The organism is Prescottella equi (assembly GCF_020171745.1).
Classification (GTDB): Bacteria; Actinomycetota; Actinomycetes; order Mycobacteriales; family Mycobacteriaceae; genus Prescottella; species Prescottella equi_A.
Genome location: NZ_JAIVAH010000012.1, coordinates 98,936 through 116,429, shown reverse-complemented (window position 1 = coordinate 116,429; position 17,494 = coordinate 98,936). Strand labels below are relative to the sequence as shown.

Sequence of the window (17,494 nt, the reverse complement as noted above, 5' to 3'; positions counted from 1 at the left end):
GCCGCCCTCGGCCGTTTTGCCCGGTTAATACCGATTGAGGCGTCAACTCGAGCACTTAGTAAGATGATCTCCGTAGTCCACTTTGCTAGCTAGCGAAGGGTCTGCCCGACTCTCGGCTAACGCCGATTCGTCACCCCGCCGCACCACAACCCGACGGAGTGCCATTTGCTTGTCATATTGATCGCCCACGCGATAGCCGCCGTTCTGGCTCCGCTCGTCGTGCGATCAATAGGACGCAACGCGTTCTTCCCGCTCGCACTGGTACCGCTCGCGAGCCTCGGCTGGGTGATCGCGAACTGGGGCACCGAACAGAGTCTGAGTCTTCAGTGGGTGCCCGGTCTGTCGATGAACATCGACATGCGGTTCGACTCCCTCGCCGCGATCATGTCGGTGCTGGTCCTCGGCGTCGGCGCGCTGATCCTGGTCTACTGCGCCCGCTACTTCAAGGACGACGAACCCCGGCTCGGCATCTTCGCTGCCGAGATGGTCGCGTTCGCGGGCGCCATGTTCGGCCTCGTGACCAGCGACAACATGCTGATCCTCTACACCTTCTGGGAACTGACGACGGTCCTGTCGTTCCTGCTCGTGGGTCACTACGCCGAACGCGCCACCAGCCGCCGCGCCGCCACCCAGGCACTGCTGGTCACCACCGCCGGCGGCCTCGCGATGCTGGTCGGCATCATCATGCTCGGCCAGCAGGTGGGCAGCTACAACCTGTCCGACGTCGTCGCGAACCCGGCCAGCGGATGGCTGGCGAGCGTCGCGATCGTGCTGGTGCTGATCGGCGCGCTGTCGAAGTCGGCGATCGTCCCGCTGCACTTCTGGCTCCCCGGTGCGATGGCCGCGCCCACCCCGGTCAGCGGCTACCTGCACGCCGCCGCGATGGTCAAGGCCGGCATCTATCTGGTCGCGCGCCTGGCCCCCGGCTACGCCGACTCGCCGCCGTGGCGGGTCACGATCATCGTGCTCGGACTCGCGTCGATGCTGCTCGCCGGTTGGCGTGCGCTCCGCTCGTTCGACCTCAAGCTCGTGCTCGCGTTCGGCACCGTCAGCCAGCTCGGTTTCCTCATGGTGCTCGTGGGCGTCGGCTCACGGGACGCCGCGCTGGCCGGCATGACGATGGTCGTCGCACACGCCATGTTCAAAGCCGCGCTGTTCATGGTGGTCGGCATCATCGACCACTCCACCGGCACCCGCGACATCCGCAAACTCGCGAGGCTCGGGCCGAGCGCGCCGTGGCTGGCCGCGATCGCGGCCCTGGCGGCGGCGTCGATGGCCGGCCTGCCGCCGTTCCTCGGGTTCGTCGGCAAGGAGGCGGCGCTCGAGTCGATCCTGCAGGCGGACATGCTCGAGCCGTGGGCCCGGACGGCGGTCCTCGTCGGAATGGTGCTGGGCTCGATCCTCACCGTCGCGTACAGCATCCGGTTCGTGTGGGGCGCGTTCGGCCGCAAGCGGCTGCGCCAGCCGAGCCCGCCGGTGGCGAACATGCACGCCCCGAGCGTCCTGTTCCTGGCTCCGCCCGCCCTGCTCGCCGTCGCCGGTCTGGCCGCGGGACCGCTGTCACCGCAGCTCGAGAAGCTGCTGACGCCGTATTCGACGACGCTGCCCGCCGGCCCGCACGCCGACTATCACCTGGCGCTGTGGCACGGCATCAACACGCCGCTGCTGCTCACCGGCGCGATCGTCGCCGTCGGTGCGGTGCTGTTCGTCGCGCACCGCTGGGCGGTCCAGCGGCTGCGGTTCCAGCATCCGCCGCTCGGCAACGCCGACCGCGTGTACGACGCGACGCTGCGTGGCATGGACACGCTGTCGATGCGCCTCACCGGTTTCACGCAGCGCGGTTCACTGCCGCTGACGCAGTCGACGATCCTCGCGACGCTGGTGCTGCTACCGATCATCCTGCTGGCGCTGCGCACCGACGTGTGGGCCGAGATCCGGCTGTGGGAGTCCCCGCTGCAGCTCACTGTCGGGCTGATGATGATCGCCGCCGCGCTGGCCGCGACCGTGCTGCGCAACCGCCTGGCCGCGGTCATCCTCGTCGGGCTCAGCGGCTACGGCTGCGGTGTCATCTTCGCGCTGCACGGCGCCCCCGACCTGGCGCTCACCCAGTTCCTCGTCGAGACGCTGACGCTGGTGATCTTCGTGCTGGTGCTGCGGAAGCTGCCCGCCGAGATCGACGAGCGGCAGGCCATCGGCTTCAAGCTGCCTCGGGCGCTGCTCGCGATCGGTGTGGGCGTCGCCGTCACCACGATCGCCGCGTACGCGATGAACGCCCGCAACTCGGCGCCCATCCACCTCCAGCTCCCCCAGGCGGCATACGAACTCGGCAACGGCCGCAACGTGGTGAACGTGCTGCTCGTCGACATCCGCGCGTGGGACACCCTCGGCGAGATCTCGGTGCTGCTGGTCGCCGCGACGGGCGTCGCGAGCCTGGTGTTCCGGCACCGCCGCTTCGGGATCGCGCCGCGCGTGTCCGACGCCCCGTCCGTCGTGCAGGATGCGGCGTCGGCGAGCACGGAGACGACGTGGCTGCGCGGCGGCGACCTGATCGATCCCAGGCATCGCTCGCTGGTGCTCGAGGTGACCACGCGGCTGATCTTCCCGACGATCATGGTGCTGTCGGTCTACTTCTTCTTCTCCGGACACAACGCCCCCGGCGGCGGCTTCGCGGGCGGTCTCACCGCGGGTCTCGCGCTGGTGCTGCGCTACCTCGCGGGCGGCCGCTACGAACTCGGCGAGACGGTGCCCATCGACGCCGGCAAGATCCTCGGCCTCGGTCTCGCACTGTCCGCCGGCACCGCGCTGATATCGCTGTTCCTCGGCGCGCCGCCGCTGTCGTCGGCGGTGTTCGAGGTGACGCTGCCGCTGCTCGGCCACATCAAACTCGTCACCGCGCTGTTCTTCGACCTGGGGGTGTACCTGATCGTGGTGGGCCTGGTGCTCGACGTGCTCCGCAGTCTCGGGGCCCGCCTCGACGCCCAGGAGGAGGTGAACGCCCGATGAGCGCCGACCTCGCGACACTGATCGTCATCGGTGTCCTCACCGCCGCCGGCGTGTACCTGCTGATCGAACGCAGCATCACCCGCATGCTGCTGGGCCTGCTGCTCGTCGGCAACGCCGTCAACCTGCTCATCCTCACGGTCGGCGGCGAGTCCGGCAATCCTCCGATCGTGGGCCGCGAATCGGTACACGAGGAGATGGCCGACCCGTTGGCGCAGGGAATGATCCTCACCGCGATCGTCATCACGATGGGCATCGCGGCGTTCGTGCTGGCCCTCGCCTACCGATCGTTCAAGATCAACACGGCGGACCGGGTCGAGGACGACCCCGAGGACACCAAGGTCTCCAAGCGGCGCACCCCGGCCGATGCGCCGGACCGCGACCGCTCCGACGACCCGCTCACCGGAGCGCCGTCCAAGGGCGGCGACGCCTTCGATGCCGAGGGCAACCCCATCCCCGTCGACCAACTCGAGGACCCGGAGGACTACGAATCCTACGAGGATCTGCGCGACGGGGACGACGACGAACTGGAGACCGAGACACCGGGAGGTAAGCGATGACGCTCTCCCCCGACCTCATCGGCACGCTGGCACCGCTGCCGGTCCTGATCCCGATGATCGCCGCGGCGGCCACGCTGATCGTCGGCCGCCGACCCACCGCGCAGCGCTGGATCACCCTCGCTGCACTCATCGGCGTCACCGGCGTCTCGGCGATGCTGCTGTACCTCGCGGACCGGCACGGCACCACCGCCATCCAGGTGGGCGGCTGGGACACCCCGATCGGTATCACGCTGGTCGTCGACCGACTGTCGGCGCTGATGCTGCTGGTGTCGTCGATCGTGCTGCTCGCCGTCATGATCTATTCGATCGGCCAGGGCATCCGCGACGGCCACGAACACCAACCGGTATCGATCTTCCTGCCCACGTACCTCGTGTTGACCGCGGGCGTGTGCAACGCGTTCCTCGCGGGCGACCTGTTCAACCTGTACGTCGGCTTCGAGGTGTTGCTGGCCGCGAGCTTCGTGCTGCTCACCCTGGGCGCGAGCGCCGACCGCGTCCGGGCCGGCGTCTCGTACGTCATGGTGTCGATGGTGTCGTCGCTGATCTTCCTGTGCGGCATCGCGTTCGCCTACGCGGCGACCGGCACCCTCAACCTCGCGCAGATGGCGCTGCGGTTCGACGACATCCCCGTCGGCACCCGCATGGCGATCTTCGGTGTGCTGCTGGTGGCGTTCGGCATCAAGGCCGCGGTGTTCCCGCTGTCGACGTGGCTGCCCGACTCCTACCCCACCGCGCCCGCCCCGGTCACCGCCGTGTTCGCGGGCCTGCTCACCAAGGTCGGTGTGTACGCGATCATCCGCGCGCACACGCTGCTGTTCCCGCAGGGCGAGCTCGACAACGTCCTCATGGTGTGCGGTCTGCTCACGATGATCGTCGGCATCCTCGGTGCCATTGCGCAGAGCGACATCAAACGTCTGCTGTCGTTCACGCTGGTCAGTCACATCGGCTACATGATCTTCGGTGTCGCGTTGTCGACGCAGTCCGGCCTGTCCGGCGCCGTCTACTACGTGGCGCACCACATCGTCGTGCAGACGACGCTGTTCCTGGTGGTCGGTCTCATCGAGCGGCAGGCCGGCAGCTCGTCGCTGCGTCGCCTCGGTGGTCTCGCGGCCGCCAGCCCGGTGCTGGCGATCGTGTTCCTGGTGCCGGCGCTCAACCTGGGCGGCATCCCGCCGTTCTCCGGGTTCATCGGCAAGATCGCGCTGCTGCAGGCCGGTGTCGCGCACCCGAGCGCGCTGTCGTGGATGCTGGTCGCGGGCGGCACCGTCACGAGCTTGCTGACCCTGTACGTGGTGGCCCGCGTGTGGACCAAGGCGTTCTGGCGGGCCCGCGCCGACGCCCCCGAGGGCGACCTGGCCGACGTCAGCCCGTCGGCGCTCATCGACGAGTCCGAGGAGGACATCGCCTTCGTCGACCGCAAGGACGTCGGACGGATTCCGGTGTTCATGCTGCTGCCGACGATCGGACTGGTCGGCGTCGGCCTGGCGCTGACGATCTTCGCCGGACCGATGATCGGGATCAGTGACCGCGCCGCGCAGGACCTGCAGAATCGAGACGTCTACATCACTGCCGTCCTCGGCGAGGGAGGTGACCGATGACCCGCGAACGCGTACTCCGCGTCGGCATCCTCGCGTGGCTGACGGTGGTGTGGATCCTGCTGTGGGGCACGTTCAGCATCGCGAATCTGTTGGGCGGCATCGTCGTCGGACTGCTCATCATGTGGCTGCTGCCGCTGCCGCGGGTGCCCGTCGAGGGCCGCGTGCACGTGCTGTCGATGGTCAAGCTGGTGTGGATGATCATCTTCTACGCCGCGCAGTCCAGTGCGCAGGTGGCGTGGCTGGCCGTCCGGCCGGGGCCGCCGCCGGTCACCGGGGTGCTGCGCTGCAAGCTCGGCATCAAGTCCGACCTGGTGCTGACGCTGTGCGTCGACGTCCTCAATCTGATCCCCGGCACGATGGTGCTCGAGGTGGACCAGGCACGCCGCGCGGTGTACGTGCACGTCCTCGACGTCGGGACCACCAAGGCCGTCGACCAGTTCTACCGGACCACACGACAGCTCGAACGATTGTTCATCGCGGCGTTCGAACGGGATTCGGAGTGGCAGCCGGCGCCGTGGCATCTGCGCGACTACGAGTACCACGAAGAGGGCAGGGAGGATCGCGCATGACCGCCGTGCTGATCATCGCCGGAGTGATGCTGGTGGTGGCCGCGCTGCTCACCACCTACCGGCTGCTGGCCGGGCCGGGCAGCCTCGACCGTCTGGTCGCGATGGACACCCTCATCGCCACCGCGATCTGCGGGCTGTCGGTGTGGGCGGCCTACAGCGGCGACACCACGATCGTGCCCGCCATCGTCGCGCTCGCCCTGGTCGGCTTCGTCGGCTCGGTGAGTGTGGCCCGATTCCGGGTGAGTGACGACTCGTGAACACCTTCCTCGACGTCCTCGCCGCGATCTGCATCCTCGTCGGATCGTTCCTCGCGCTCACCGCCGCGATCGGCATCGTCCGCTTCCCCGACACCCTCTCCCGCATGCACGCGGCCACCAAACCGCAGGTCGTCGGCCTGGTGCTGGTGCTGATCGGTGCAGTGATCCGGCTGCACGGCAACGTCGACATCTGGATGCTCGTGCTCGTCGGCCTGTTCACGCTGCTGACCGCGCCCGTCATCGCGCACAGCGTCGGCCGCGTCGCCTACCGCGAGCAGCGCGGACGCGACGGGCTGCTGATGAACCACGACGACGATCCGGGCACCTTCCGCTGACCCGCCTTCCCCACCCCCGCGTTTTGCGCACTTAGCGCGCCGACGCGGCCCTCACCCCCGCGTTTTGCGCACTTAGCGCGCGGTCGGGGCGTCCTCCGGGAGCGCTAAGTGCGCAAAACGCGAGGAGGCCGGGGCACGGTAGAACGTGCGCCAGTACGCGTAGGCGAAGAGGGCCGGGACACCGAGGAGCAGCGGCGCGGAGACGATCGGGTACTCGGCGATCTCCACGGCCAGGAACCGGTAGCTCAGCAGCAGTGCGGCCAGCAGCACCGCGCCGCCGGCGACAAGGCGCACCCGGAACGCACCCCAGCCGCGCTCGGGGGCGCGCAGGGCGGACTCGAGCGTCAGCGTCAGGACGACACCGGCGATGAGGTCGACGCCGTAGTGGTAGCCGAAGCCGAGGGTCGCGCTGAGCGTGCACACCAGCCAGAACGTGCCGCCCCAGCGCAGCCAGCGCGGTCCCTGCCGCGAGTGCAGGAACAGCGCGAGCGCCCACGCGGTGTGCAGGCTGGGCATGCAGTTGCGGGGGGTGGCGTCGTCGAACGGCATGGCCGACGGCGTCAGGTCGAACGGCACGACGGACGGCCAGAAGTCGCCCACTTGGAAGCCGTTGCCGTCGGCGCCGAACGCGAAGATCGGCCCCACCACGGGGAACAGGATGTAGAACACCGGCCCGATCAGCCCGATCAGCAGGAACGTGCGGACCAGATGGTGCGACGGCCAGCCCTTGCGCAGCTGGTACAGCGCGACGACGATCGCGGCCACGGGCAGCTCGATGTACACCCAGTGCAGGACGGCGTAGCCGACCGACCCCGTCGCGTCGACGATGTTGCCCATCACCCACGACGGGTTGCCGAGCGCGTGGTCGGCGAGCTGGACGTACTGGTCGAGGACCTCCGGGCCGGCGAGGACGGTGATGTGCAGCCACACGTCGCCGAACTTGGTGGCGACGATGAGCAACGCGCCCAGTCCGACGCCCATGAGTGCGTTGCGGCGCTGCTCGCCGGACCATTTCCAACCGGCCCAGACGCCGATCGCGGTCAGCACGATCACCGCGCCGTTGCCGACGGTGAGCGGCCCGCCCGCGAGGTAGCGGATTGCGGCGATCACGACGTCGATGCCCACCGCGCTCGACAGCGCCAGCACCCGCTGCCGGTTGGTGAGCCCCACCATCGCGAGCGCGAGCCCGGCCCACGGCACGGATGCCGACTTGGGGGTCCCGACGAAATCGTTGAGCAGACTCGTCAGAGGTCCCTCGAAACCGTGGGACGACGCGAACATCTGCAGCGCGATCAGGATTGCGACACCGGCCGCGACGACGCCGCCGATCAGGTAATTGCGGGTCCGGTCGGAGAGCCGCACCGGCTCCGTCCGCGCACCACCGTCCACCAACACGCCGTTCATAGTAAACGGCGGGTGAATTCGAACTTACGTGTCCAGTTCGTCGACGAGGGAGCCGACGACGGCGCGCAGGTCGCCGCCGGTCGCGGCGGCCACCTTGCGCTGACGCTGATACGACGCCCCGCGGCGCGGGATGTCGGCGACGCGGGCCAGTTCGTCGGCGCAACCCAACCGGACGGCGGTGGGGGTGAGCTTCTCGAGGAGGTCGTGGAGGTCGTCGGTGACGAGCCGTTCGCGGTTGTCGGCGCCCAGGATCACCTCGGCGTCGATGCCGTAGCGGGCGGCGCGCCACTTGTTTTCCTGCACGTGCCACGGCGGCATCGACGGCAGCGTCTCCCCCGCCTCGAGCCGCTCGTCGAGGTGCACGATGAGGCAGTGGATGAGGGCGACGAGCGCGGACAGTTCGGTGCGGGAGGAGATGCCGTCGCACACCCGCACCTCGATGGTGCCCCAGCGCGGCGCGGGCCGGATGTCCCAGTGCAGGCCGCCGAGGTTGTCGATGACGCCGGTGGTGAGCTGGTCGTCGACGTAGCCCTCGAACTGCGTCCAGTTCTCGAACTGGAACGGCAGCCCTGCGGTGGGCAGCTGCTGGAACATCAGTGCCCGGTTGCTGGCGTATCCGGTGTCGACCCCGGTCCACATCGGCGACGACGCCGAAAGTGCAAGCAGGTGAGGATATTTCAGCAGCAACGCGTTGAGGATCGGGAAGACTCTCTCCTTCGACGAGATCCCGACGTGCACGTGCACGCCCCAGATCAGCATCTGCCGCCCCCACCACTGGGTGCGTTCGATGAGTTCGTCGTAGTGCGGGGTACGGGTGATCAACTGGGTGGACCACTGCGCGAACGGATGGGTGCCCGCGCACATGAGGTCGACGCCGAGCGGATCGGCGGCCCGGCGCACCAGCGACATGGTCTCCGACAGGTCGTCCATCGCCTCGCCGACGTTGTCGCAGATGCCCGTCACGAGTTCGACGGTGTTGCGCAGCAACTCCTTGGTGACTCGGGGTTTGTCGGCCAGACCACCGACGGCGTCGAGCACCTCGGCGGCGGTGTTGGACAGATCGCGGGTGGTCCGGTCGACCAGCGCGATCTCCCATTCCACCCCGATGGTCGGACGCGGTGAACCTGCGAAGGGTACTCCCACAGAACCGATCCAACCACAGCGATCTGGAGCCCGCACGACTCCGGAAAAGGCCTGGCAGACGCGGAACGGCGGGGCCGTGATGGCCCCGCCGTTCCGGTGGTTCTCGTGTTGGCGTCAGCCGCCGATGACGCCGCAGGCGACGCGTCCGCCCGCATCACCGGTGGACAGCGTCTGCTGGTCCGGCACGGCCGCGTTGTCGGGCAGCGTGTAGCGGGTGGGGATGTTGCCGAAGTTGTCGGCGTCCGCGTGGATCATCAGCGCGGTGCCCTTGCCACCGTTCTTCAGATCCTCGAGGGTGAAGGCGTCGGTGGTGGTGACGAGGTAGCCCTTGCCGTCCTCGCGGACCTCGAGCGAGGTGAGGTCGCCGCTGGCCGGGTGACCGGTATGGCCCTGGACCTGGAAGTGGCCGCCGGCGGAGAGGAAGTTGCCGGGCTCGCCGCCGGTGGGGGCGACGGAGTTGGGCTCGCACTTGCCGACCGAGTGCACGTGCAGGCCGTGGAAGCCGGGCTTCAGGCCCTGCGCGTCGACGGTGATCTGGACGAAGCCACCGTTCTCGGCGAGGGTCGCGGTGCCGACCTGGGCGCCCTTGGCGTCCTTCAGCGTCACCGAGACGTTGTCGGCGGATGCGGTGGTGGTGGCGTGCTCGGAGCCGCTCTCACCGTGCTCGCCTGCGGGAGCGGGGGCACCGGTCCACACCGGCGGGGTGGTGCCGGGGACGTCGGTGGGCTCCTCGTTGTTCGAGCACGCGGTCAGGCCCAGCGCGGCGATCGCGACCAACGGGGTCACGACACGCCAGGACTTGCGACGGGAGAATTGCGAGGCCATCGAACCGCTCCTTCGAGGTGGTTGAAATCTGCTGATGATCATAACCAGCGGGTCCCGCGGAACTATCCGGAGGTGACGATCACGATCACGCCGGGCGACGCACTGTCGATGCCGGCGAAACGGGGTTCGGCCTTGACGCCGAGTTCGGCGGCGATGGCCTGCGCGGCGGCCTTCTCGGATGCGCTACTGCCGTAGTAGACCGTGGTGGTCTGGATCTGCCCGTAGCTGTAGTTGCCGGTCTCGGAGACGTTCCAGCCGCCGGACGTCAGCTCGTTGGCGGTCTGCGCGGCCAGGCCCGAGACGGTGCTGTTGTTGAACACCCGCACCGGGACGGACTTGTCGACGCGTGCGGACGTGGTGGCCGAGGCACTGGTGGTCGACGGGGTGCTGGTCGCGGCCGTGGTGGTCGTGGGCGCCGGAGCCGTCGTCGTGCGCGCTGCCGCGGGCGCGGCGGCCGCCGACGTGGTCGTGGTGGCGGACGCCTCGGTGGCCGTCTCGTCCGAATCGGAGCCCCCCAGGGAGGCCGCGCCGAGGCCTGCGAACAGGATCGCGAGGGCGATCAGCACCATCGCGATCGCGCGCAGCGGGGGGCCTGACGACTCTGGATTCGGGGTGGTCACGACTCACGACCTTAATCGGCGCGCCGGGCGCGGGGCTAGGAGGTGAGGGCTACGTGCTGAGATCGAAGCCCAGACGGCGGGCCGCGCGGGCCTTCTGGCGGCTGGCACGCAGGCGGCGCAGGCGCTTGACCAGCATGGGGTCGGCCGCCAGCGCCTCGGGGCGATCGACGAGCGCGTTGAGAACCTGGTAGTAGCGAGTGGCCGACATCGCGAAGAGTTCCTTGATGGCCTCTTCCTTGGCCCCGGCGTACTTCCACCACTGCCGCTCGAAGGACAGGATGTCGTGCTCGCGGCGAGACAGACCGTCCTCGCCCACTTCGTTCCCCGACGTGCTGTCGGGCCGCTCAGATTGGTTCCGCGCTACTGCGCCGTCCATCTCACTCCTCGACTGCTCGATGACTTCCGGTTCCGCCCGACGTCAGCGCACCCTCCGCGCCCCGTTGGACCCGGCAGGATCAGGCCGAGCGGCGTGCCCGGCCACTGAGACATCGCTGGAGACCGGTCACGAATTACATCTGTGTTCTTCCTGGTCAATTGAACCACGGTCACGACTGCACCGTCGGGCTTCCGGGGGGACGCGCCGCGGATATCACGCCCACTATCCTTGGTGACCATGGCAATTCTTCCGATCCGCATCGTCGGCGATCCCGTCCTGCACGAGCCGACCAAGCCCGTGACCGAGTCGCCCGCCGAACTCGCCGATCTGATCCGCGACATGTACGAGACGATGGACGCCGCGAACGGTGTGGGTCTGGCCGCGAACCAGGTGGGCGTCGCCAAGCGCCTGTTCGTGTACGACTGCCCCGACGTCGACGAGAACGGCAAGTCTGCCCGCCGCCGCGGCTGCGTGGTCAACCCGGTGCTCGAGACGTCGGAGATCCCGGAGACCATGCCGGACGAGGACGACGACGTCGAGGGCTGCCTGTCGGTTCCCGGTGAGCAGTTCCCCACCGGCCGCGCCGACTGGGCCAAGGTCACCGGCACCGACGAGGACGGCAATCCGGTCGAGATCGAGGGCCACGGCTTCTTCGCACGGATGCTGCAGCACGAGACCGGTCACCTGGACGGCTTCCTGTACGTGGACGTGCTGATCGGCCGCAACAAGCGCGCGGCGAAGAAGACGATCAAGCGCGAGGGTTGGGGCGTGCCGGGCCTGAGCTGGACGCCGGGCACCATGGACGACCCGTTCGGTCACGACGAGGACGATGACGAGGACTGACCCACCGCCGGGTCCGCCGGTGATCGGCGGCCGGGTGGTGGTGCGGTATCGCCTGCCACCCGGGGGCTCGCATCCGCTCACCGACGTGATCGGAACGCTCGAGCAGCTCGAGCCGACGGTGGTGGTCCGCACCGCCGACGACCGCGTGGTGGAGATCGGGCGCGCCGACGTGGTGCGGCTCAAGGCGCTGGGCCCCAAGCCGGTGCGCCGGTCCGACGGCCGGGTTCGGTGACTGTCGGAGTAGCTGACTACCCTCTCCGGTGTGCGTATCGCGACGTGGAATGTGAACTCGGTCCGTGCCCGAACCGACCGGATCGTGGACTGGCTGGCCCGCACCGACACCGATGTGTTGGCGATGCAGGAAACCAAGTGCAAGGACGAGCAGTTCCCGTACGAACGGTTCACCGAGGCCGGCTACGAGGTGGCGCACGTGGGCCTGAGCCAGTGGAACGGCGTCGCGATCGCGTCGCGCATCGGGCTCGAGGACGTGCAGGTCGGGTTCGCGGACCAGCCCGGGTTCAACAAGGATCCGGAGGCGGAGGCCACGCGGGAGGCCCGCGCGATCGGCGCGACGGTGGGCGCGGTTCGGGTGTGGAGCCTGTACGTGCCCAACGGCCGTGAGCTGACGGATCCGCACTACGTCTACAAGCTGGAATGGCTCGCGAAGCTGCGCGCGGACGCGGAGGGCTGGCTGGCCGGCAACCCGGACGCACAGATCGCACTGATGGGCGACTGGAATGTGGCCCCCACCGACGAGGACGTGTGGGATCCGGCGTTCTTCGAGGGCAAGACGCACACGTCGCAGCCGGAGCGGGACGCGTTCGACGCGTTCGCCGACGCCGGTTTCGCAGATGTGGTGCGCCCGCTCGCGCCGGGCCCCGGCGTCTACACCTACTGGGACTACACGCAGCTGCGGTTCCCCAAGCGGCAGGGCATGCGCATCGACTACGTGCTGGGCTCCCCCGCGCTTGCGGCGCGGGTCACCGGCGCGCACATCGACCGGGACGAGCGCAAGGGCAAGGGCGCAAGCGATCACGCGCCGGTCGTGGTGGATCTGGCCTGATCAGGGTCGCTGCTCGTCGAGCAGGTCCAGGCACTCGGTGTGCGCGCCGAGGAACCGCGTGACGTAGGTGCACACCGGGCGGATCCGGGTGCCCTCGCTGCGGGCCCGGTCGAGCACGGCCCGGACCAGTACCGCTGCCCAGCCGCGGCCGCTTCGATCCTCACGGACGACGGTGTGCAGCAGGGTGAGCACGTCCCCGGACGGCCCGGCACTGTCGCGGCGGTAGCCGAGGATGCCGACGAGGTCGTCGCGCACCCACAGTTCGTAGCGCTCGTGCGGCGGGCTGTCGACGATACGGACGGCATCGGCGACGGCGCCCGCGGTCCGGGGCGATTCGGTGTTCACGTTCCCCATGAAACCGGCCGAACCGCCGGCACCGGGTCCGTTTCGGGACGGGTGGGGCGGTTCGATGCCGATCCTTGACCGCGGCGTGGCCGCGCGGCGATCAGTTCAGCGAGATCGCGTCGGACGCCTCGGGCGGCGCCATGAGATCCAGGTACTCCGGATTGGCCTCCACGAACCGCTGCACGTACGTGCACACCGGGCGCACGCGCCAACCGTAGTCCCGGGCCCGGTCCAGGGAGCGCCGCACCATGACGGCGGCGAGCCCACGGTGGCCGAAGTCCTCGACGACGACGGTGTGCATGAACGACACGACCGGAGTGGGTTTCCGCGCGCCGCGACGACGGGCCGGTGAGGTGTCGTAGTAGCCGACGATTCCCACCAGGTCTCCGTTGAGCCGCAACTCGAAGCGGTTCTGGTCGGTATTGTCGGTCACGTCGGCACTGGGCGAATCGGCGAACACGACACCTCCTCGGGACGCTTTCGATGCAACAATGTGATCCACGCCACTATTAGTACAGGCGTTCGGGGCAACCTGTCAGGCATTTGACCGAATCCGTTCGACGCGAATTCCGGGCCCCTTCAGATCGCATACATAAGCACCGGAGACGCATCCCGGATACAGCGCGGAATCCAATACCACCCGACCGGTTCTTCTTGCAGTCGGCACAATCGATTCACCCGGCCATCCGATACAGATAGGCAAACACATCAGAGCCACCCGGCCGATCCCCTGCACCACCAAAGCGCACCACCGAACGGTCGCTTCTCGAAAAGCCTTCAGCTGAATACTTTTCGAACTACGACAGCTCCCATCCCGCGGCGTTGTAGACGGAACTGGTGGTGGAGAGGGAATTGCCCGCACCACCCGACGGCAGGCCGGCCCGTTGATTGACGGCCCAGTTCAGCGAGCCGAAGAGCCCACATCCGGTGGCTCCGGGCACCGAAAAGTTGGTGGCCTTGTGTGTTGCCTGGGGCCAGACCCCGCCCGGAACGCCGGGAACCGTATCCGAAATCCACTGCGCAGCACCAGCATCTTGGAGCGCCAGCGAAAGCCGAATCGGATTGGAGGCAGAACCGATGTAGCAGTTGTTCCCCAGCAACGAGTTGGAGAGCTTCAACCGAACCGGAAGTTGCACACCGAGGTTGTAGGGATCGACCACAGGCAGCGCCACAGCCTCCACGGTCGCCTGGATGGCGGTCGGGCCGAAGTCCTCGGCCGAACTGGTCCCGAGTGCGCCGCCGGGGACGCTGAGCGACTTCGAATACACACCGAACTTGCCATCATTGGCAGCGGGAACAAAGACCTGATCCTGCGCGACACCGCCGGCAATCATCAGGCTTCCGTCCGGAATCTGGACGTTGAGGCTGCCCACTCGCATCGTGCCATCCCGAATCACGACCGTCATACAGGTACCCACGCCGGTATCGGGGTCGTAAACCTTGTCCAGCTGACAGGTGTCCCAATTCTTGAAGTCATACTTCGCCCCCGATACCGGGGCGGCCGCGTTCGCCACACCACCCCCCACCAGAGCCAAAGTTGTTGCCGCGCCAAGGATCACGGAGCGGGTCATGAGTTTTCTCACGTAGAACCCCCATTCGGGTACTCACCCGGCCAGATTCGATTCGAGCAGGACTCGACATCGCCGGTCGAGTGCATTTCTCACGGAAGCGCATCGGCTCGATATGCACTGCACCTCGAGCACGATGCATGACGTTGGGGTGAGTCGGGTGCGCTGCTGGCGTAAGTCCGGAACGAGCGGGGTTGTGCCCGTTCCTGATCTCCCCCGAGATTCCCCATCCTGAGCCGGACCTGATGTCGGCCCGACTGCGTGCGCGTAACAGATCGTCACACGCACGATGCCCTTGCGTGACAGTTTCGACGATTCCCACGGCCGTCGCCAAGTACGGCCCCAGCTGGACGGTCGTTCAGTATATGTTGCGTCCCTTACCATTTCCGGGTTCACACGGGTCGACAGTCCGAGATACCGGTCAGCCGATATTCGACCGGGCGCACGACTTCCCGCTGGGGTCTGGCCCTGGCCGTGACGACACCCGGCCGTTCAGGTCACCTCTTGGGTCAATGCCAAAGTTTGTACTGCAGTACAGTTTCGGTGTACCGCAGATAGATTTCGCCGATCCTCCCGAAACCGGCACACGACATCCGCTGTGTGTGTGACGATCTGTTACACGCTCGCAGTCGGACTGCAACAAGGTCCGGCTCTGGACGGGGAAAATCGGGGGATTCGGATGAGCGCATCTGCGCCCCATCTCGATCCGGGGCACGCCCGACTCACCCCGACGCCAGGCGTCGCATAGGCCCATGCCAGGGCGGCGCCACTCTGTCAGTCGTGCACTCGGGCAGTCACAGCTGGGTTCGACCGAACCTCCTGGCCGAGTCGAAATCCATATGGGGGTATTACGTGCGAAAGAACACCACCCGCTCCGCCGTGCTGGCGGCCACCGCCGCGCTGGCCCTGGTCGGCGGCGGCGTCGCGAACGCCGCCGGATCGGCCGAAGGCAGCTCCGGTAGCAGCGGCAGCCTGTCCAGCTCCGAAGGCAGCAGCGGCTCGTCCGGCAGCAGCGGCTCCTCGACCGGATCGTCGGCCGCACCCGGCACGCCGTACGAGTTCGAGAACTGGGACACCTGCCAGCTCGATCTGGTCTACGACGTCGAAATCGGCGGCACCTGTATGACGGTGATCATCCGGGACGGCAACATGCGCATCGGAAACCTCGACGTCGCAGTCCCCGACGGCAGCCTGATGATCGCCGGCGGCGTGACGGGCGAGCAGGTCTTCGTCCCCGCCGCCGACGACGGCAAGTTCGGCGTATACGCCAACCCGATCACCGTTCCCGGCGGAGCATTCGGCGCCGCGTCGGCGGAGAACTTCGGCCCCACCGCCATCCAGGCGACCGTGGAGGCCGTCGCCCTGCCCGACGTCGATCCCTACAACCTCGCCGTGCAGCTTCCCGTGCGGCTCAAGCTCTCCAATCCGCTCCTCGGCGACAACTGCTACATCGGCTCCGCCGCCACCCCGATCAACCTGTCCCTCGCACTCGTGGGCAGCGCCGGACCGGCCGAATGGATCTCGACCAACGGACCCGATGTCCCGGGTGGCGTCTGGACCCAGGCACCCCACACGGCCACCGACTTCGCCGTCCCCGGAGCCTCCGGTTGCGGCCCGCTCGGATCGCTGAACTGGGCCGTCAACCTGCGGGCGGGCCTGCCCTCCGCCGGCGCCGGTAACTCCCTGTCCACCACCAGCGCCGTCTACAACGTCGCCGGCTGGGAGCTGGACGAGTACCTGAACACCCCCACCCCCTGATCCACCGCTGACCTCGTCCCGGTGCCGGTATCCCGCCGGCACCGGGACGAGTCACGCCGTGACGTCCCAGCACTCGAGCTCACCGCGCCCCTCACACCACCGTCCGTCGCACCCGATCACATGGGTAGGCTCGAGGCCGTGAACTACCTGCCCTTGACGCCGACCGGCCAGACCCCGATCCGCGCCCTCACCATCGCCGGCACCGACTCCGGCGGCGGCGCCGGCATCCAGGCCGATTCGCGCACCATGGCGATGTGCGGGGTGCACGCGTGCGTCGCGGTCGCCGCGGTGACGGTGCAGAACTCGGTGGGCGTCAGCGGATTTCACGAGATCCCGCCCGAGACGGTGGCCGCGCAGGTGCGCTGCGTGGTCGAGGACATCGGCGTGTCCGCCGCCAAGACCGGCATGCTCGCGTCCACTGCGATCATCGAGGCCGTCGCGCAGGTGTGCGGAGAGGTGGGCATCGGCCGCGACGGCTCCATCCCGCTGGTGGTGGACCCGGTGTGCGCGTCCATGCACGGCGATCCGCTGCTGCACGCCGAGGCACTCGACGCCGTCCGCAACACCCTCATCCCCATTGCGTCGCTGGTGACGCCGAACCTCGACGAGGTGCGCCTCATCACCGGCATCGAGGTGGTAGACGACGCCACCGCCCGCCGCGCCGCCGAGGCCCTGCACGAACTCGGCGCGCAGTGGTCGATGGTCAAGGGCGGGCACCTGCGCTCGTCGACGTCGAGCACCGACCTGCTGTTCGACGGCGACACCTTCCACGAGTTCACCAGCCCGCGGATCGACACCGGCAACGATCACGGCGGCGGCGATACCCTGGCCGCGGCCGTGACATGCGCGCTCGCCAACGGCTACGCGATGCCCGACGCGGTCGCGTTCGGCAAGGAATGGGTCACCAAGTGCCTCGAGGCGGCGTACGACCTGGGCGCCGGACACGGTCCCGTGTCGCCGCTGTGGCGACTGGATCCGAAAAACGCCTGATCAGCGCGAATAGTCGCGCAGGGTCATGACGAAACCGACCGCCACCACCGGCACCGCGAGGATGTAGACGGTAATCCGGAACCACGTGGGCCCGTAGTAGCTCACCGCGATCGCGGCCGCCAGCGCCGCGATGATCATCAGCACCCCGTAGAAGGGTGTGCGCTGCGGATGCCCGGACTCGGTCATGGTCCCCAGTGTGCGCGCCGGGCATCGGGGGCGGCAACGGTTTCCCGAAGTCGT

General features: G+C 68.2%; 20 protein-coding genes. 11 read left to right on the top strand and 9 right to left on the bottom strand.

Annotated elements, in window-relative coordinates; genetic code table 11:
- The first annotated feature begins 165 nt into the window (after positions 1-165).
- The 6 genes from LCL87_RS09280 to mnhG are packed head-to-tail and all read left to right on the top strand — an operon-like array spanning position 166 to position 6,319.
- Positions 166-3,003, top strand: coding sequence for a Na+/H+ antiporter subunit A (locus LCL87_RS09280; RefSeq protein WP_225018916.1), 2,838 nt, complete (start codon positions 166-168; stop codon positions 3,001-3,003).
- Positions 3,000-3,560, top strand: a complete 561-nt coding sequence (locus LCL87_RS09275; protein WP_225018914.1) for a Na(+)/H(+) antiporter subunit C — start codon at positions 3,000-3,002, stop codon at positions 3,558-3,560. Before LCL87_RS09280 ends, LCL87_RS09275 begins: the two co-directional genes overlap by 4 nt.
- On the top strand, positions 3,557-5,158 hold the full coding sequence (locus tag LCL87_RS09270) for a Na+/H+ antiporter subunit D (RefSeq protein ID WP_225018912.1): 1,602 nt from the start codon (positions 3,557-3,559) through the stop codon (positions 5,156-5,158). Before LCL87_RS09275 ends, LCL87_RS09270 begins: the two co-directional genes overlap by 4 nt.
- A complete protein-coding gene (locus LCL87_RS09265) occupies positions 5,155-5,727 on the top strand; it encodes a Na+/H+ antiporter subunit E (protein ID WP_225018910.1) in 573 nt (190 codons plus the stop codon). The genes LCL87_RS09270 and LCL87_RS09265 overlap by 4 nt, the downstream gene beginning before the upstream one ends.
- Positions 5,724-5,984 (top strand): monovalent cation/H+ antiporter complex subunit F, encoded by a 261-nt coding sequence (locus LCL87_RS09260; RefSeq protein WP_225018908.1) that lies wholly within the window; start codon positions 5,724-5,726, stop codon positions 5,982-5,984. The genes LCL87_RS09265 and LCL87_RS09260 overlap by 4 nt, the downstream gene beginning before the upstream one ends.
- Complete coding sequence (gene mnhG / locus LCL87_RS09255; RefSeq protein ID WP_225018906.1) at positions 5,981-6,319, top strand: monovalent cation/H(+) antiporter subunit G; 339 nt, start codon at positions 5,981-5,983, stop codon at positions 6,317-6,319. Before LCL87_RS09260 ends, mnhG begins: the two co-directional genes overlap by 4 nt.
- A gap of 72 nt (positions 6,320-6,391) precedes the next feature.
- Here mnhG and LCL87_RS09250 read toward each other — a convergent pair whose 3' ends face one another.
- The 5 genes from LCL87_RS09250 to napA all read right to left on the bottom strand — a co-directional run bounded on the left by LCL87_RS09250 (position 6,392) and on the right by napA (position 10,687).
- Positions 6,392-7,723, bottom strand: a complete 1,332-nt coding sequence (locus LCL87_RS09250) for a phosphatase PAP2 family protein (RefSeq protein ID WP_225018903.1) — start codon at positions 7,721-7,723, stop codon at positions 6,392-6,394.
- Positions 7,724-7,747: 24 nt separating this feature from the next.
- Positions 7,748-8,866 (bottom strand): glutamate--cysteine ligase, encoded by a 1,119-nt coding sequence (locus LCL87_RS09245; protein ID WP_225018901.1) that lies wholly within the window; start codon positions 8,864-8,866, stop codon positions 7,748-7,750.
- Between the two features lie 114 nt (positions 8,867-8,980).
- On the bottom strand, positions 8,981-9,691 hold the full coding sequence (gene sodC, locus LCL87_RS09240; protein WP_225018899.1) for a superoxide dismutase[Cu-Zn]: 711 nt from the start codon (positions 9,689-9,691) through the stop codon (positions 8,981-8,983).
- 62 nt (positions 9,692-9,753) lie between these two features.
- Positions 9,754-10,311 carry a LytR C-terminal domain-containing protein gene (locus tag LCL87_RS09235; protein WP_225018897.1) on the bottom strand — a complete coding sequence of 186 codons (558 nt, stop codon included), beginning with the start codon at positions 10,309-10,311 and terminating at the stop codon, positions 9,754-9,756.
- A gap of 49 nt (positions 10,312-10,360) precedes the next feature.
- Positions 10,361-10,687 (bottom strand): nucleoid-associated protein NapA, encoded by a 327-nt coding sequence (gene napA, locus LCL87_RS09230; protein ID WP_225018895.1) that lies wholly within the window; start codon positions 10,685-10,687, stop codon positions 10,361-10,363.
- A gap of 237 nt (positions 10,688-10,924) precedes the next feature.
- On the opposite strand from napA, the gene LCL87_RS09225 reads away from it, so the two are divergent.
- Genes LCL87_RS09225 through LCL87_RS09215 form a run of 3 tightly spaced genes read left to right on the top strand, consistent with a single transcriptional unit; the run spans position 10,925 to position 12,593 of the window.
- Entirely contained in the window at positions 10,925-11,530 is a 606-nt protein-coding gene (locus tag LCL87_RS09225) for a peptide deformylase (protein WP_225018893.1), read from the top strand.
- The gene (locus tag LCL87_RS09220) at positions 11,517-11,762 is read left to right on the top strand and encodes a putative acetyltransferase (RefSeq protein WP_225018891.1); all 246 of its coding nucleotides are present in this window, start codon (positions 11,517-11,519) and stop codon (positions 11,760-11,762) included. Before LCL87_RS09225 ends, LCL87_RS09220 begins: the two co-directional genes overlap by 14 nt.
- Before the next feature lie 30 nt (positions 11,763-11,792).
- Positions 11,793-12,593, top strand: a complete 801-nt coding sequence (locus tag LCL87_RS09215; RefSeq protein ID WP_225018889.1) for an exodeoxyribonuclease III — start codon at positions 11,793-11,795, stop codon at positions 12,591-12,593.
- On the opposite strand, the gene LCL87_RS09210 is transcribed toward LCL87_RS09215, so the two are convergent.
- From LCL87_RS09210 to LCL87_RS09200, 3 genes are all read right to left on the bottom strand, one after another.
- Positions 12,594-12,947, bottom strand: a complete 354-nt coding sequence (locus tag LCL87_RS09210; RefSeq protein ID WP_225018887.1) for a GNAT family N-acetyltransferase — start codon at positions 12,945-12,947, stop codon at positions 12,594-12,596.
- Between the two features lie 91 nt (positions 12,948-13,038).
- Positions 13,039-13,398, bottom strand: a complete 360-nt coding sequence (locus tag LCL87_RS09205) for a GNAT family N-acetyltransferase (protein WP_022597673.1) — start codon at positions 13,396-13,398, stop codon at positions 13,039-13,041.
- 337 nt (positions 13,399-13,735) lie between these two features.
- On the bottom strand, positions 13,736-14,509 hold the full coding sequence (locus LCL87_RS09200; RefSeq protein WP_225018885.1) for a hypothetical protein: 774 nt from the start codon (positions 14,507-14,509) through the stop codon (positions 13,736-13,738).
- A gap of 849 nt (positions 14,510-15,358) precedes the next feature.
- On the opposite strand from LCL87_RS09200, the gene LCL87_RS09195 reads away from it, so the two are divergent.
- Positions 15,359-16,264, top strand: a complete 906-nt coding sequence (locus LCL87_RS09195) for a hypothetical protein (protein WP_225018884.1) — start codon at positions 15,359-15,361, stop codon at positions 16,262-16,264.
- A gap of 138 nt (positions 16,265-16,402) precedes the next feature.
- Positions 16,403-17,254 (top strand): bifunctional hydroxymethylpyrimidine kinase/phosphomethylpyrimidine kinase, encoded by an 852-nt coding sequence (gene thiD / locus LCL87_RS09190; RefSeq protein ID WP_225018883.1) that lies wholly within the window; start codon positions 16,403-16,405, stop codon positions 17,252-17,254.
- Here thiD and LCL87_RS09185 read toward each other — a convergent pair whose 3' ends face one another.
- On the bottom strand, positions 17,255-17,440 hold the full coding sequence (locus tag LCL87_RS09185) for a hypothetical protein (protein ID WP_005517890.1): 186 nt from the start codon (positions 17,438-17,440) through the stop codon (positions 17,255-17,257). It abuts the gene before it with no gap.
- Between the last annotated feature and the right edge of the window lie 54 nt (positions 17,441-17,494).